At 61.3% G+C, this 15,596-nt stretch carries 15 protein-coding genes; 8 read left to right on the top strand and 7 right to left on the bottom strand.

All coding sequences use genetic code 11. The features are described 5' to 3' along the window. Window positions 1–62 precede the first annotated feature (62 nt). From PQU95_RS16855 to PQU95_RS16845, 3 genes are all read left to right on the top strand, one after another. Complete coding sequence (locus PQU95_RS16855; protein ID WP_272753085.1) at window positions 63–554, top strand: DUF456 domain-containing protein; 492 nt, start codon at window positions 63–65, stop codon at window positions 552–554. 136 nt (window positions 555–690) lie between these two features. Then, a complete protein-coding gene (locus tag PQU95_RS16850) occupies window positions 691–2,001 on the top strand; it encodes a DUF2157 domain-containing protein (RefSeq protein WP_272753084.1) in 1,311 nt (436 codons plus the stop codon). Further along, the gene (locus PQU95_RS16845) at window positions 1,998–2,573 is read left to right on the top strand and encodes a GDYXXLXY domain-containing protein (protein WP_272753083.1); all 576 of its coding nucleotides are present in this window, start codon (window positions 1,998–2,000) and stop codon (window positions 2,571–2,573) included. The genes PQU95_RS16850 and PQU95_RS16845 overlap by 4 nt, the downstream gene beginning before the upstream one ends. 36 nt (window positions 2,574–2,609) lie before the next feature. On the opposite strand, the gene PQU95_RS16840 is transcribed toward PQU95_RS16845, so the two are convergent. Next, window positions 2,610–3,284, bottom strand: coding sequence for a pseudouridine synthase (locus PQU95_RS16840; protein ID WP_272753082.1), 675 nt, complete (start codon window positions 3,282–3,284; stop codon window positions 2,610–2,612). 150 nt (window positions 3,285–3,434) lie between these two features. Between PQU95_RS16840 and PQU95_RS16835 the strand changes: the two genes are divergently transcribed. Further along, a complete protein-coding gene (locus tag PQU95_RS16835) occupies window positions 3,435–4,151 on the top strand; it encodes an alanyl-tRNA editing protein (RefSeq protein ID WP_272753081.1) in 717 nt (238 codons plus the stop codon). Here PQU95_RS16835 and PQU95_RS16830 read toward each other — a convergent pair. Further along, window positions 4,148–4,822, bottom strand: a complete 675-nt coding sequence (locus PQU95_RS16830; RefSeq protein ID WP_272753080.1) for a transporter substrate-binding domain-containing protein — start codon at window positions 4,820–4,822, stop codon at window positions 4,148–4,150. The genes PQU95_RS16835 and PQU95_RS16830 overlap by 4 nt on opposite strands. Before the next feature lie 73 nt (window positions 4,823–4,895). After that, window positions 4,896–5,621 (bottom strand): metallophosphoesterase, encoded by a 726-nt coding sequence (locus tag PQU95_RS16825; RefSeq protein WP_272753079.1) that lies wholly within the window; start codon window positions 5,619–5,621, stop codon window positions 4,896–4,898. A 94-nt stretch (window positions 5,622–5,715) separates the two neighbouring features. Between PQU95_RS16825 and PQU95_RS16820 the strand changes: the two genes are divergently transcribed. After that, entirely contained in the window at window positions 5,716–6,468 is a 753-nt protein-coding gene (locus PQU95_RS16820; RefSeq protein ID WP_272753078.1) for a hypothetical protein, read from the top strand. On the opposite strand, the gene PQU95_RS16815 is transcribed toward PQU95_RS16820, so the two are convergent. From PQU95_RS16815 to PQU95_RS16800, 4 genes are all read right to left on the bottom strand, one after another. Then, window positions 6,465–7,673: a 6-phosphofructokinase gene (locus tag PQU95_RS16815; protein ID WP_272753077.1), complete on the bottom strand. Its 1,209-nt coding sequence runs from the start codon at window positions 7,671–7,673 to the stop codon at window positions 6,465–6,467. The two genes, PQU95_RS16820 and PQU95_RS16815, sit on opposite strands and share 4 nt — an antisense overlap. Window positions 7,674–7,820: 147 nt before the next feature. Further along, window positions 7,821–9,788: a DNA topoisomerase IV subunit B gene (parE, locus tag PQU95_RS16810; RefSeq protein ID WP_272753076.1), complete on the bottom strand. Its 1,968-nt coding sequence runs from the start codon at window positions 9,786–9,788 to the stop codon at window positions 7,821–7,823. Between the two features lie 7 nt (window positions 9,789–9,795). Then, a complete protein-coding gene (locus PQU95_RS16805; RefSeq protein WP_272753075.1) occupies window positions 9,796–10,422 on the bottom strand; it encodes a DUF2238 domain-containing protein in 627 nt (208 codons plus the stop codon). 3 nt (window positions 10,423–10,425) lie between these two features. Then, entirely contained in the window at window positions 10,426–10,965 is a 540-nt protein-coding gene (locus PQU95_RS16800) for an RNA pyrophosphohydrolase (protein WP_272753074.1), read from the bottom strand. Between the two features lie 325 nt (window positions 10,966–11,290). Between PQU95_RS16800 and PQU95_RS16795 the strand changes: the two genes are divergently transcribed. From PQU95_RS16795 to pssA, 3 genes are all read left to right on the top strand, one after another. After that, on the top strand, window positions 11,291–12,577 hold the full coding sequence (locus tag PQU95_RS16795) for a glutamine synthetase family protein (protein WP_272753073.1): 1,287 nt from the start codon (window positions 11,291–11,293) through the stop codon (window positions 12,575–12,577). A 131-nt stretch (window positions 12,578–12,708) separates the two neighbouring features. Beyond that, window positions 12,709–13,806, top strand: coding sequence for a polyamine ABC transporter substrate-binding protein (locus PQU95_RS16790; RefSeq protein WP_272753072.1), 1,098 nt, complete (start codon window positions 12,709–12,711; stop codon window positions 13,804–13,806). Window positions 13,807–13,972: 166 nt separating this feature from the next. Further along, the gene (gene pssA, locus PQU95_RS16785; RefSeq protein ID WP_272753071.1) at window positions 13,973–15,319 is read left to right on the top strand and encodes a CDP-diacylglycerol--serine O-phosphatidyltransferase; all 1,347 of its coding nucleotides are present in this window, start codon (window positions 13,973–13,975) and stop codon (window positions 15,317–15,319) included. The last annotated feature ends 277 nt before the right edge of the window (window positions 15,320–15,596 follow it).

The following is a 15,596-nucleotide window of genomic DNA, read 5'->3' as shown; positions in this document are numbered from 1 at the left end:
CGGCGCCCCCGGAACTTCCGGCGGCGCCGTTTTACTTAGCAGGGTCAACATAAGGAGCAAGCATGAGTTTTGACTGGAGCTGGGCCGGCTACGCGCTGGCCACCATCATGATGCTGGCCGGGCTGGCCGGCACCATCTACCCGGCCCTGCCCGGCCTGGCGCTACTGGGCGGCGGCATGCTGCTGGCGGCCTGGCTGGGCGACTTTGCCAGCGTGGGCAGCACGGCCTTGATCATGATCGGCGTGCTAGCCGTGCTGGGCATGGTAATGGAAAACCTGGCCGGCTTTCTGGGGGCACAAAAGAGCGGGGCCAGCCGCCAGGCGCTGATCGGTGCCTTTATCGGTGGGCTGGTGGGCATGTTCCTGGGCTTGGTAGGCGCCATTCTCGGCCCGATTATCGGGGCGGTTATCGGCGAGCTACAGGCACGGCGCTCGCTGCAGCAAGCGGGCAAAGTGGGCATCGCCACCTTCATCGGTTTCCTGGCTGGCACGGTGATCAAGATCGCCTGCGCCTTTGCCATGCTGGCCGTATTTGTCGCCGCACTGGTTTTCTGACGCCCCGCCACGCGACAGCATTGGACAGCCGGATAGCCGCCGAGCACAATTGAACGTCATCAGCCTTCGCCCCCGACCGGGCACGCCCAGCGGCCAGCGGGTCATGGGGTTGGCCATCAGCAATGGGTAAAGCGCGATGAACGACAAAGCATTCGGCAAGCGGCTGGCACAAGAGTCCGCACGCTGGCAACAGGCAGGCTGGCTTAGCGCAGAGGGCCGGCAAGCCATTCTGGCGGACGTGGCCACCCGGCAAAGCCGCATCAGCTGGCCTGGCGGGCTGGCGCAGATGGGGGCGCTACTACTGGGTATCGGCGTGCTGAGCTGGTTTGCCGCGAACTGGGACGCCATCAGCAAACCGGGCAAGCTGCTTGTCATCTTTCTGGCGCTGAGCAGCAGCCATGCAGCGTACGGCTTCAGCATCACCCGCGGGCTACAAAAGCTGGCGCAGGGCATGGCGGTGCTGTCGGTGTTGCTGTTCGGCGCGGCCATCATGCTGATAGGCCAGCTCTACCACATCGATGCACACTTTCCGGATGGCATCGCCCTCTGGGCTGCCGGCGGGCTGCTGACTGCAGCCCTGCTACAGTCGCAGCCCGCCATGCTGATCTCGCTGGGGTTGGCCGCACTGTGGACCGGCTACGAGCAGTTCGAATACGCGCAGATGAACTGGCTACTGCCAGGCTACCTGCTGTTGGCCGCCCTTGTCGTGCAGCGCCACGGCTGGGCGTTGGCAGCCCGTGGCTGTGCCGCGCTACTGCTGCTATGGCTGGCGGGCTGGCATGCCCAATCATGGCCGCTACTGGATGATGCCCCGCAAGCTCACCTGCGCCTGTTTGCCCTGCAGCTACTGGCGCTGGCAGGTATCTGGGCCATGACCCAAACCAGCCGGCAGCCCTGCATGCGTACCGGCGGCGGCACCTTGCTCGCCGGTGTGCTGAGCGGCACGTTTGCGTTGACGTTTCCCGATTTTGCCTCGGCATCCGGCGAACAGCCCGTGCTGGATCTTCTCTGGTTTGCAGGCCTGCTGGCCAGCGGCAGCCTGTACACGATGGGCCTGCTACAGCTGGCTCGCCGCCAGGCGCTGTCGCCACGGCGGCGCGATACCGGCCTGCTCTTGGTGGCAAGCTTTGCCGTGCTGGTCGCCTGCACGGTTCTATTCAGCTATAGCGGTAGCTGGCCTGCGCTGTTATGGAATGCCGTTTTCCTTGGCATGATGGGCTGGATGGCCGACGTCGGCATCCGCGAAGGCGACCGGGCCATCATCAACCAGGTTTTTGGTGCCCTGCTGTGCTGGCTGCTGGCGCGCTACGTGGATGCGTTCTGGACGCTGCTGGACCGTTCGCTATTCTTCATGGCGGGCGGCATCCTGTTACTGGCAGCAGGCGGGTGGATGGAACGGCGCCGCCGCAGTCTGCTTGCGCGCATCCCGACGGAGGAGCAGCCATGAGACTGTGGCAAAAACTCGCCCTACTCTGCACGCTGCAGCTGCTGGCCCTGGCCGCCATGGTTGCCGACAAGCAGTGGACGCTGCAGACGGGTACCACTGTAGTGCTGCCCACCTTGCCGGTGGACCCGCGTTCGCTGTTCATGGGCGATTACGCGCGGCTGAACTACGCCATCAACCGGCTGGAACTAGACGGCGAACAAGCCCTGGGCGGGGACAAGGACTTCAAGCCGCACGACCGTGTCTGGGTAGCCATCCAGCCGCAGCCAGACGGGGCCAGAGCGCTATCCGTGCACCACCAGCGCAGTGCCATCCCCGCAGGGCAACTGGCGCTGGCGGGCGAGGTGCAGTATATCGATACCCGGCAGGCGCGTAATGGCGCCACCTTGCACACGCTGCAAGTGCGCTATGGCATTGAACAGTATTTTGTGCCGGAGGGCACTGGCCGGCAGATAGAACAACCTCAGGACGGCGAGAAAGTATCGGTACGGGTAGCCATCGACCAACGTGGCAAGGCGGGCATTCTGGCGCTGTTGCTGGATGGGCGCGAGCGTTACCGCGAAACCCTGTTCTAGCCTAGCCCTTATTGCTGCCCGTGCCCGCCAAACGGGCTAGAACGGCACCGGGCTGTGCAGCTGCAGCAGCTCGCCGCTGTGCGGGTGGTGCAACTGCAACGCGCAAGCGTGCAGACACAGCCGTGGCATGGCCTGCTGCACCGCAGGTGGCGCGTACAACGTGTCGCCCAGCATGGCGTGCCCCAGCGCCATCATGTGCACGCGCAGCTGGTGCGTGCGCCCGGTGTGCGGGGTAAGCGATACCCGGCTGGCGTTGCGCACCGCATCGTAGGCCACGACCTGATAGCCGGTGTGCGACGGCTTGCCAGCCTGCAAATCCACTTTTTGCCGTGGCCGCTGCAGCCAGTCGGCCATCAGCGGCAGGTGGATATCGCCCTGCTCCGGCAATAACTGCCCAGCCACCAGTGCCTGGTAGGTTTTCTGCACATCACGCCCGGCAAAGCTGGCCGATAGCTGGCGTTGCATGGCCAGCCCGCGCGCCATCAACAACAAGCCGGAGGTGGCCATATCCAGCCGGTGCACCACCAATGCGTCGGGAAAGCGCTGCTGCACGCGCAGGCTCAGGCAGTCTTGCCGCGCCTCGCCCCGCCCCGGTACCGACAGCAGACCGGCCGGCTTGTCTACCACCAGCAGGTAGTCGTCCTGATAGTGCAGCCGCAGCCCGGTATCCGGCGGCGGGGTGTAGTCGTCCAGGGTGTGTGCAGCGCTCATTGGCGGGTAGAGGGCAAGGAATGAAGGCGCCGATTATCCGGCATTTCAAACGCCCCCGGCAAACTAGCCGCGCCCTATTGAAATGTATGACTGGCGGCCTCACGCTATACCGATAAGCCATACCGACAACCCGACAACAGAGAGCCCGCCATGCCAGAACGCTTCTACCTGGACCCATACCAGACCAGCCTCGACACCACTGTGGTCAGCCATGACGAGCGTGGCATCGTACTGGCCGATACGCTGTGCTACCCGCTAGGCGGCGGCCAGCCTGGCGATACCGGCACGCTGAGCCTGGCCGATGGTAGCCAACTGGTCATCGCCGACACCCGCCGCGATAAAACCACCCGCGAGATACTGCACCAGCCCGCCCCGGGTAGCGTGCAGTTGGCCGCAGGCAGCACGGTCACCCTGCAGCTGGACTGGGCCAGGCGTTACCGCCACATGCGTATCCATAGCTGCCTGCACTTGCTGTCCTGTGTCGTGCGCGCTGGCGTGACCGGCGGCAACCTCAGCGCCGATAGCGGCCGGCTGGATTTTGACCTGCCGGAAGGCATGGAGCTGGACGCTGCGCATATCGAGCGCGAGCTCAATACCCTGATTGCGGCCAACCATGCCGTATCGGTACAGATGACCAGCGGCGAGGCCCTGCGTGCGCAGCCCGAGCTGATCAAGACCATGTCGGTGACACCCCCGCTAGACCTGCCGGCAATCCGCCTGGTGGCTATAGCGGGCGTGGACTTGCAGCCGTGCGGTGGCACACATGTGCGCCATACCGGCGAAATCGGCGCAGTCGTCGTCAAGAAGATAGAAAGCAAAGGCGCGCGTAACAAACGCGTGGTGATTGCGCTGGCAGGCCAGGACTAGAAGCGCGGCAAAGGCACCTTGGCCCAGGCACTGGCCAGCCGGGCAGTCATGGCGGCGGGCATCGCTGTGGAGCAAGCAAACCATGACACCAGCGGCCCCAGCTCGGCACCGGCTTGCAGCGTGCCCGGCGCCAGCCGCGATAATGCCGCACGTGTAGCAAACAGCACACGGATGCGCTGCGCCTGCAGCATGGCCACCGCCTCCTGCAGTGATTCGCTACGCTGCGGCACCGCCATGCCGCGCTGCTGCAGCACGCTGGCCACCCCCTCGCCAAACACCATGCGCTTCTGTTGTGATACCCGCCCCAGCTCGGTAAGCGGCAGCACATCGCCAGGGCGGGTAAACAGCATGGCCTGCGTCTGGCCCATGGCATAAACGTACTGCATGCTGGCAGGTGGCGGTGCACTGGCCGCCAGCGTCACCGCCGAACACGCGTCATCCTGCCGTTGCAACGACTGCAATATTCTGGGGCGGCTAGCCAGATAAAGGTGCAGGGTGATACCGGCATGGCTGGCCATCTGCTGCAGCAGATCTACGTATACACCGGCAGGCTGGCCGGCACGGTCTTCATACAGGGCGGGTATCGGGGGCAGATAAAAACGCACGGTATCGGCCATGGCTGGCAGGCAAAGCAGCCACGGCAGGCAAGCGATCTGGTAGCGGTATGGCATGCTCCCCCCATACGGTAACAAGGGCAGGCTTTCAGCATAGTTGGCCGCTACGGTATCGGGGGAGTTTATCGGACTATTCGTCTACACAAGCACTCTCGGTGCACGCCAGGCTGTGCACGCTCATTTCCTGCAGGCATAGCAGAGTGAGCTGGCGGCCGTATACGGCACCGGTGTCCACATACAACACATTATCGCGCTGCCGCGCCAGGCTAACCGGCGAATGGCCTACACACAGCAAATCCACACCGGCAACGCGCGCGCGCACTTGGCCGCGTATGCGCTCGCGTGACCAGGTTGCCTCGTGCAATACGGTCTGGCCATTGCTGCAGGCCACCCCTTCGCCCGAGGCCAGACGGGCCTGGAACACCACCCAGTCGTCCTCCGGGCAATCTGCATGCACCAAACCCACCAGCCTGTTGCCTACCGGTAGCTCGATCGCCAGCGGCATGGCGGCAAACACATTGCGGTAACGCTGCTGCTGCGCCGGGGGCAGCGCCATGAACCACTCGCCACCATTGCGGGCGTAGCGTTCGCGCCAGGCGTCGCTGGCGTCGTAATCGATGGCCATTTGCTCGTGGTTACCGCGCACGGCAAACAGCCACATCTGCGCCAGCCAGTCCAGCACCTGCCACGAGCGCGGGCCACGGTCGATCAAATCGCCCACCGACAACAGGCGGTCGCGTTCCGGGTCAAAATCTACCTGCCCCAGCAACAAACCCAAGGTATCGAAACAGCCGTGCACATCCCCCACGACAAAGTCGCGGCCTAGGGTATTGGCAGGCAAGGTTCGAAATAGCATCAGGATGGCATAGCTTTTTTCTGGATTACCGGTTGACAGCGATAAAAGCACATCACAATAATTCCAATTTCATAAATTCAGCAAGGGAAAATCCATGAATACCCTGCAAGGCATCATGTGCAGCCTGCTGCTCGTCGCCCTTGCTGGCTGCGCCAGCATGCACAGCAACAAGCCGATCGTCACGCTCTCCCCAAATGGTAGTGACATTGTCTACAACGGTGAGTTGGATGCAAGCGCAATCGCACAAGTCCAGACTATTTACGCGCAAGCTGCTGTTAAACCAACCCGCTTGGTGATCAATAGCCATGGCGGAAGCAGCAACCTAGGTATGGCACTGGGGGATTTCATTCACGACAAACAGCTGGACATACGGGTAGATGGTGCGTGCATGTCCTCATGTGCCAACTATGTCTTTCCTGCCGCACGTAACAAGTATTTGGGCGAACGCGATGCCCTGCTATGGCACGGCGGGGCCCTGCAGCCCGACTGGGAGGCGCTTATCAAGGCAAAGTGGAAGCACAATCCTGCTCAGCAAGACCGTGCACGGGAAGATATCAGACAGTGGGTCATCAGTGAAAAAGCGTTCTTTGAGCGCATCGGCGTCAGCCAGCTGATAACCGTATGCGGCCAACAACCAGAATGGATCAAGGCCTACCCCCAGGCTCCGGGGTTTTATTACAGCCCGGAGGATATGCAACGCTTTGGCATTCATGATCTCCAGTTTATTGCTAACCGCTGGGCACCAGAAGAAACCATCACCTACCCCAAGTTTTTCAAAGCCAGTTTTTGCAGTGCCCCACCCCCACCCACCGATGAAATCTTGTGCGGCTGCAAGTTTTCCGACTAGGACAAAACCAGCCGCGGCCAGGCAAGCACCCGGTAATCCGGCAAGCCATCCACATAGGGGATGCTTAGCTCACCCTGCAGCAAAGGGCGCAGATAGCGGGCAAAGGCCGGTGTCACCGACAAGCCATCGTCCGCGATGAAGTGCGCCGGCACCGTGCGCTCCAGCCCGGCCACCTGCGCCAGCGGTACCGGCACCGCCTGCCAGCCATCATCCTGGCGCTGCAGGCCGGCCATCACCCCGCCCTGCCCGGCCAGCGCCCAATGTACGCAGGCCGCACCGGCTTCGTACGCCAGGCGTGCATCGGTGGCCGACGCCAGGTGCATGGCGGCGCGCTGCTGGCAGTCCACCAGTGCCACGTGGGCGTGGACACCCAGCGCTTGCTGCAGGCGCTGCGCCAGCCAGGCGCCGGCTCCGCCCAGCTGTTCGTGGCCATACACGGCATCTGCGTGCATTTGCGCCACAAAACGGCCGTCGGCCTGCCGCAAACCCTCGGCCACCGCAATAGCGCAATACCCATCCTGCTGCAGCCGGTGCTGCACGGCCTGCAGCACACGCGCTTCGTCAAACGCCACCTCGGGCAATAACACCAGCGGGGCGGGCTCGCCTGCACCGGCCGCCAGGCTGCAGGCTGCGGCCAACCACCCTACGTGCCGACCCATGGTTTCCATGATGAACACCCGGCCGCGCCCCATGCTGCGCATATCGTGCGTCACCTCGCGCAGGCTGCTGGCCAGATATTTGGCAGCGGAGGGAAAACCGGGACTGAAGTCGGTGCCCTCCAGGTCGTTATCGATGGTTTTGGGTACGCCTAGCGCCAGCAGCGGCAAGTCAAAACGCTGGGCCAACTCACCCAGTCGCAAGGCGGTTTCCATCGAGCCGTTGCCGCCATTGAGCAGCACGTAGCCAATATCGAACTGCCGCACTACCTCTGCCAGCCTGGCCCATTGCTCTGGCACCTCGTCGTAAGCAGCCAGCACATGGCGGCTGGTGCCGAAACTGGCTCCGGGCAACCAACCCAGGCGCCGGATGCTGTCGGCCGGCGCGCTGCTGCAGTCGTACAGCTCACCGGCCAGCAAACCCGCCAGGCCGTTGGCCGCCGCACACACCGGCACACCCTGCGCACGGGCCGTTTCAATGACACCTTGCGCCGAGCCATTCAGCACGGCGGTAGGGCCGCCGGACTGCAGATAAAGTAAACGCGCCATGCTGGCCTCCCGTTTATGGATAAGACCATTGTAGTACCAGATGCGACAGCTACTTTGCCTTGGCGCAAACAGCGCTGCGACCAACGCAAGTTGGCCGCAACCCGGTAAGGGTGCGGCCAACTTGCTAGCGGCGTTTAAGCACGAAGGTCAGATATCGACTTCCGCTTCGTTACCTTTGGCTTCCATCCAGCTGCGGCGGCTGCTGGCCTCGCCCTTGCCCATCAACATAATGAACATGTCGCGCGTGGCAGCCAGTGCCCCCGGGCGTACCTGCACGCGCGACAGGCGGCGGGTATCCGGGTTCATGGTGGTGTCCTTCAGCTGCTCCGGGTTCATCTCGCCCAAACCCTTGAAGCGCGAGATGCTCCAGGCGCTTTCCTTGACGCCTTCGCTACGCAGGCGGTCCAGAATGGCGGTCATCTCGCCTTCGTCCAGCGCGTACAGTTTGCGCGGCGGGCGGTTTTTGCCCTGGCCGGGCACGTCCACACGGAACAGTGGCGGCTGGGCAATGTAGATATGACCCTGCTCGATCAGTTTGGGGAAATGGCGGAAGAACAGCGTGAGCAGCAACACCTGGATATGCGAGCCGTCTACGTCGGCGTCGGACAGGATGGCGATCTTGCCGTAACGCAGGCTGGACAGGTCTGGCGTATCGCCCACGCCGTGCGGGTCTACGCCAATGGCCACCGAGATATCGTGGATTTCGGCATTGGAGAACAGCTGGTCCTTGTCGGTTTCCCAGCTGTTCAGCACCTTGCCGCGCAGCGGCAGGATGGCCTGGTATTCCTTGTCGCGCGCCAGTTTGGCAGAACCACCGGCCGAGTCGCCCTCCACCAGAAACAGCTCGTTGCGCTCGATGTCTTCGCTTTCGCAATCGGTCAGTTTGCCCGGCAGCACGGCCACGCCGGAGCCTTTTTTCTTCTCGACCTTTTTCACCGACTTCAAGCGGCTTTGCGCCTGGCGGATGGCCAGCTCGGCAATGCGCTTGCCGGCTTCCACGTGCTGGTTCAGCCACAGTTCTACCGGGTCGCGCGCCAGGCTGGAAATCAGCTTCAGCGCATCGCGGCTGGTAAGTTTGTCCTTGGTCTGGCCCTGGAACTGCGGGTCCAGCACCCGGGCGGACAGCACAAAGCGCACGCGGCTCCAGACGTCTTCGGCCATCAGCTTCACGCCACGCGGCAGCAGGTTGTGGTGGTCGATAAAGCTTTTTACCGCTTCGAACACGCCGGCACGCAGGCCAGCCTCGTGCGTACCACCGCTTGGGGTCGGAATCAGGTTGACGTAGCTTTCGCCGCTGGCACCGTCCTCGAACCACGCCATGGCCCACTGCACGCCTTCGCCACGGGCGAACTGCTCGTGGTCGTCACCGATATAGGCCTCGCCGGAAAACAGCGGTGCAACCGGCTCGTCGTCGCCGCACAGCTCGGACAGATAGCTTTTCAGGCCTTCGGGGTACTGCCATACCTTCACTTCGTCGCCGCTGGGGCGCTCGATGGTGAGCGTTACCGCCACGCCAGGCAGCAATACAGCCTTGGCGCGCAGCAGGCGCTCCAGCTCGGGCATGGAATAGCGCGGGCTTTCAAAGTATTTGCCATCCGGCCACACGCGCACGCGGGTACCGCTGGTACGCGGGCCGCAGTCGCCGATGCGCACCAAGGGTTCGATGACGTCGCCGCCGGCAAACACCAGCTTGTGCACACCGCCTTCACGTTTGACTTCGACTTCCAGCCGGGTGGACAGCGCGTTGGTTACCGACACGCCAACACCGTGCAGGCCGCCGGAAAACGCGTAGGCGCCGCCATCTTTCTTGTTGAACTTGCCACCGGCGTGCAGTCGGGTAAATACCAGCTCCACCACCGGTACGCCTTCTTGCGGGTGCAGGCCCACCGGAATGCCACGGCCGTCGTCCTCCACCGTCAGCGAGCCATCCACGTGCACGGTAACGGCAATCTTGCGGGCAAAACCACCCAGCGCCTCGTCGGCGGCGTTATCGATGACTTCCTGGCAAATGTGGGTCGGGTCGGTGGTGCGGGTGTACATGCCTGGCCGCTCTTTTACCGGCTCCAGCCCCTTGAGTACCCGTACCGAGGATTCGTCGTAATTCTGTTGTGTCATGTGTTTGTCAGTGTGGTGCACGGCGCAGCAGCGCCGCGAGTTGTTGATTGTGGCGCGCTGCCAGGAACAGCTGCGCCAGAATGGCACCGCAGAGCGCCAGGAACATATCCCACTGGGTGTCCCACGGGTCGCCCTGCGTGGCGAGGAAAGCGTCGGCCCCCGCGCCCATGGCCAGCGCGGCCCACCATTCGATCAATTCGTAAAATGCCGAGAAAGCCAGGCAGAAACAGGTGGCCAGAAACGCCAGCCAGCGCCCCTGCAGGCGGGTAGCACGGTGAATCACCTCGCGCGCCAGAATGGCCGGAAAGAAACCCTGTGCCAGGTGGCCGAGGCGGTCGTAATGGTTGCGGCTAAAATCAAACGCCTCTTGCAGCCAGAAGCCCAGTGGCGTGAGCGCATAGGTGTAATGCGCCCCCACGAGCAAAATCACCGCGTGCAGTGCCATGGCCCATGCGGCCAACCTGGTCCACGGGTAGCGGCCCCAGCACAGCCACGCCAAGGGCAGGCCGACTAGCGCCGGGATGGCTTCCATCCACCAGGTCGTGATGTCCGCAGGCTGCCAGGCAGACCAGGCAGCAACAACGGCCACGCCTGCAAAAGCAGTGCGTGGCCGTGGCAAATGTTGTGTCGTCACGCCTTAGCCCTCGTCTGGCTGCCGGGTCGTATCTTGCGCAACACGCACCAGATAGTCTCCACGGCTTTCGATCCCTTTCAGGAAGCGGGTCAGCTCGGTGAGCGCCCGCTCGTAGACGTCTTTCTTGAATTCGATCACCGCATCAACCGGCGCCCAGTAGTCATTCCAGCGCCAGCCATCAAACTCAGGGTGATTGGTTGCACGAAGGCATACATCGCAATCCCGGCCTACCAGCTTCAGCAAGAACCAGATCTGCTTTTGCCCGCGATAACTACCGCGCCACTCGCGGCGTACCCAGTTGGTGGGCACATCGTAGCGCAGCCAGTCGCGGGTGCGACCCAGGATCTTGACGTGTTGTGGCAGCAAGCCCACTTCTTCCAGCAGCTCGCGATACATCGCGGCTTCAGGGCTTTCGCCAGGTTTGATGCCTCCTTGCGGAAACTGCCACGAGTGCTCGCGCACCCGCTTGCCCCAGAACACCTCATGCTTGCCATTGATGAGGATGATTCCGACATTGGGGCGGTATCCGTCCCGGTCCAGCATGGAAAAACCTGCAATATCGTTAGTTGGCTCGATTTTTGCACATTTCGGCCGCGCACGCCACGCGCTACCGTGGCAGGCACGTCACATACCCGCCGCCATCGCCCATCGGTCGTTAAATATAATTGACGAATAGCCACAATATGGAATAAAAAAATAGACATTCAATCTTTGCAAGGCTGCGACATGCGTCACACCCTTACTTTGTGCACCCTGCGCATTCCTTGCAATGTGTCCCTGGGGGTCTTCGAGCAACCGCTCAGCGCCGCAGGCAACGCTGCCGCCGCACCTGCACGCGACTCTGCCACCCCCTTACGGACACCTCATCATGACGACACTGCTGCACTGGCTGCGTGAGCACGCCATTACCCACATCGAATGCCTCATCCCGGACCTGAATGCCCAGGCACGCGGCAAGCTGGTACCCGTTACGCATTACCCGGCCGAAGGTGAACTGCGCTTTCCCCAAGTCAGCCTGATACAAAGCTGGATGGGCGACCCGCAACAGCAGCTGGTTCCCGATAACGACCCGGACCTGCGCTTGCTACCCGACCTGGCCACACTCAGCGTCAAACCTGGGCCGGGCCGCCGCATTGCCCAGCTTATCCACGATTGTTACAGCGATAGCGGCCAACTACTGGAAACGGCACCGCGCAGCGTGCTGAAGCGTGTGCTGGCACGCTTTGAGGCGCTGGGCTTCACCCCCATCGTGGCACCTGAAATCGAGTTTTATCTGCTGGATGCACAAGGCCGGCAGCACGAAAGCGTCGGGGCGGCGTACGCGGTAGACCACAGCGCCCGGTACGAACCTTTTTTTGCCGAACTGGAACAGGCTTGCCACCAGCAAGGTATTGCCACCGACACCCTGCTGCACGAAGTCGGCAACGGCCAGTACGAGCTCAACCTGCAACACGGCCCGGCACTGGCACTGGCAGACCAGGTGTTCCTGCTTAAACGCACCCTGCGCCAGCTGGCCAGCCAGCACGGCCTGCAAGCCTGCTTCATGGCCAAACCCTTCCCCGGCCATCCAGGCAGTGCCATGCATATTCACCAAAGCTTGCTGGATAGCCAAGGCCGGAATGCCTTCACCCAGACGAATGGCAGCGAACACCCCCGTTTTCACCACTATATCGGCGGCCTGCAACGCTATTTGCCACAAGCCATGCTGCTGTTTGCGGCCAACCCTAATGCCTACCGCCGCCTCTGTGCCCATAGCGCTGCGCCGATCAATGTAGAGTGGGGTTACGACAACCGAAGCTGCGGCTTGCGGGTGCCGGTTTGCCACCCGCAGGCTCGACGCGTAGAAAACCGCCTGCCCGGCATTGATGCCAACCCTTACCTGGCTCTGGCAGCGACACTGGCCTGCGGCTTGCTTGGCATGGAACAAGCCTGCGAAGCAAGCCGCCCCCGCTCGGACAGCGCCTATCAGCAAGCGGCCACTTTGCCTGACTCGCAACAAACTGCCATGCAGGCATTCGCCCAAGCCCATGCGCTGCATGATGTCCTGGGGGCAGATTTTTCACGCGTTTTTCTGGCCCTCAAGCAAGTAGAGCAGCAGCATTTCCAACAGCAAGTCACCGCGTGGGAATGGCAATATTTAGCACACCAAGCCTAAAAACCACGCGCTACAATGCTGCTGTTCCAAGGGAGCAGTTGAGCATTTTCCCGCACCAGTTTCTAATTGACACAGCGGCGATAAGCAGGCCGTAATGATGAAATAAGCAGACTAACTGCAAGGAGAACCTGATGAAGAAATCGACCCTGACCCTGGCTATCAGCCTGGCCTTGACTGCCGCCTCTGGCAGCGCATTCGCCGCGGGCAAAGAGCTGAACGTGTACAACTGGTCAGACTACATTGCCGAATCCACGGTGCCGAACTTCCAGAAAGCCACCGGCATCAAGGTTCGTTACGATGTCTACGATAGCAACGAGATCCTGCAAGCCAAGATGCTGACCGGCAAATCCGGCTACGACCTGGTTCACCCGTCCAATACCTTCCTGGCCAAACAGATCCAGGCTGGCCTGTACCAGCCGGTAAACAAGGCCAAAATCCCGAACTACAAAGACCTGGACCCGGAGCTGATGAAGCTCATGACCCAGTTCGACCCGGGTAACCAGTTTGCCATCCCTTACTTCTGGGGCATGAATACAATTGGTATCAACACCGACAAGGCAAACAAAGCACTGGGTGGCAAGCTGCCAGCTAACGAGTGGGACTTGCTGTTCAAAGTCGAGAACGTGTCCAAGCTGAAAAGCTGCGGTGTCAGCATGCTGGACTCTGCGGCAGAGGTCTTCCCGGTAGTGCTGCACTACATGGGCAAAAACCCGGCCAGTACCAGCGAGGCCGACTACAAGGCAGCGGCGGCGCTACTGAAACCGCTGCGCCCGCACATTACCCGCTTCTCGTCCTCCGGCTATATCAACGAACTCTCGGGCGGCTCCCTGTGTCTGGTACTGGGCTACGGCGGTGACCTGAACATCGCCAAGACCCGCGCCGAAGAAGCCAAAAACGGCGTAAAAGTACAGCCGCTGGTACCCAAAACTGGCGTAGGCATCTGGATCGACAGCATGGTGATCCCTAAAGACGCCAAAAACGTCGATAACGCCCTTACCTACATCAACTACGTGCTGGATCCAAAAGTATCGGCCGCCAATGCCAATACGGTCACCTATGCACCCGGCAGCCTGGCCGCGCGTCAGTTCATCGACAAGAAACACCTGGCCAATCCGTCCATCTTCCCAAGCAAAGATATCGTGGCCAAGAGCTTTGTGATGCCGACCATGGATGCCAAAATCCAGCGCCTGACCACGCGCCTGTGGCAAGAGTTCAAAACCGGCAAATAAACGCCAACCACGCTTCAGCCACAGCCCCTGCGCTCATGCCCAGGGGCTTTTAATTATCTTTAAAGCACAGCCCGGCAAGAGTGCAGCCCTGCATGTAAAACCAGTCCACTTTTACGGCACTGATGGTAGGATGCGTTAATCGCATTAATACGCACACACACGCCTCATGCTGTTTTTTTCGCCAACCGATCCACTGCGATCCCTGCCTGGCATTACCCTGCGTCCGGATGCCGTGACCATACTGCACAGTGCAGCCGACTATCGCGAGCAGTTACTCGGCATGATTCGCCAGGCACGCCACCGCATTTATCTCTGCGCGCTATACCTGCAAGAAGACGAAGGTGGCAAACTCATTCTTGACGCCCTGTATGCCGCGGCGGCGGCCAACCCTGAGCTCGACATAAAAGTATTTGTCGATGCACACCGGGCCCGGCGTGGCCTCATCGGCCATGGCAAGCAAGAAGGCAATGCCGGCTGGTACCGCCAGCGCGCCCAGGCGCAGCCACAAGACAAGCTGTCCATTTACGGTGTCCCCGTGCAGACACGCGAGCTATTTGGCGTCATGCACCTCAAAGGCTACGTCATCGACGACACCGTGCTGTACAGCGGAGCCAGCCTGAACAATGTCTACCTGCATGTGGGGGACAAATACCGCTTTGACCGCTATCACCTGATCAGCAATGCAGCATTAGCCGACCTGCTGTCAGACTATATGCTCAACACCCTTGCGGCCAACCCGGCAGTCATGCGGCTGGACCAGCCCATCACTCAGGACAAAGCCAGTCAGAACCGCGCTACTCGGCAGCTACGCAAAACGCTGGCACAAAGCCGCTATACCGTTACGGCAAACGAGCATGGCAAGAATGGGCTACAGGTTTTCCCCGTCTGCGGCGTCGGTAAAAATAACCCGTTCAATAAGCTACTGGAGAATCTGCTGTATAGCGCCAAGCAGCAAATCAGCATCTGCACACCCTACTTCAACCTGCCTCGCCCCCTGCTCAAAGCCATAGACAAAGCCCTGGCACGGCAGGTCAAAGTAGAAATCATTGTTGGCGACAAAACCGCCAATGACTTTTACATCCCACCCCGCGAACCTTTCAAGGTCATCGGTGGCCTGCCCTATTTGTACGAAATGAACCTGCGCCGTTTTGCCAAACAGCACCAACATGCGATCCAGGCAGGGCTGCTGAGCATTCGACTTTGGCAACACAACGACAATAGCTTTCACCTGAAAGGCTTGTGGATAGACCAGCACTTGCAACTGATTACCGGTAATAACCTGAACCCGCGTGCCTTCCGCCTGGACCTGGAAAATGGCCTGCTACTGCACGACCCACTAGGACAGCTGGCTTCAATCACTGCGCAAGAGCTCGACAACATCCGCCAGCACACCCGTATCATCAGCCATTACCAGCAACTGGAAAAGTTACAACACTACCCGGAAAAAGTAAGGAAGCTGCTCAGCAGGCTGAATCGCTTCCGGCTAGACAAACTGTTTCACCGGCTACTCTAACGCCAATGCATAAAGCCCGCATTCGCGGGCTTTATGTCGGGGCCAGGCTGCTGCCAAGGTTGGCCGCACGCGGCGCGCACTAACAACAAAGCCCGCATTCGCGGGCTTTATGCTGGGGTCGGCGGGCTGCGGCCAAGGTTGGCCGCGGGGTGCGTGCACGGTGTTTTCGCCGCACCAAAGCACAAAGCCCAGCTCGTCTGAGCTGGGCTTCGGTATCGGGCGTCTGGCGGTGTCCTACTTTCACACAGGTATCTGCACTATCATCGGCGCTGAGGCG

It is taken from the genome of Vogesella aquatica, from assembly GCF_028548455.1.
Classification (GTDB): Bacteria; Pseudomonadota; Gammaproteobacteria; order Burkholderiales; family Chromobacteriaceae; genus Vogesella; species Vogesella aquatica.
Note: the sequence above shows the minus strand (reverse complement) of the source record. Positions and strands in the feature narration are given on the sequence as shown.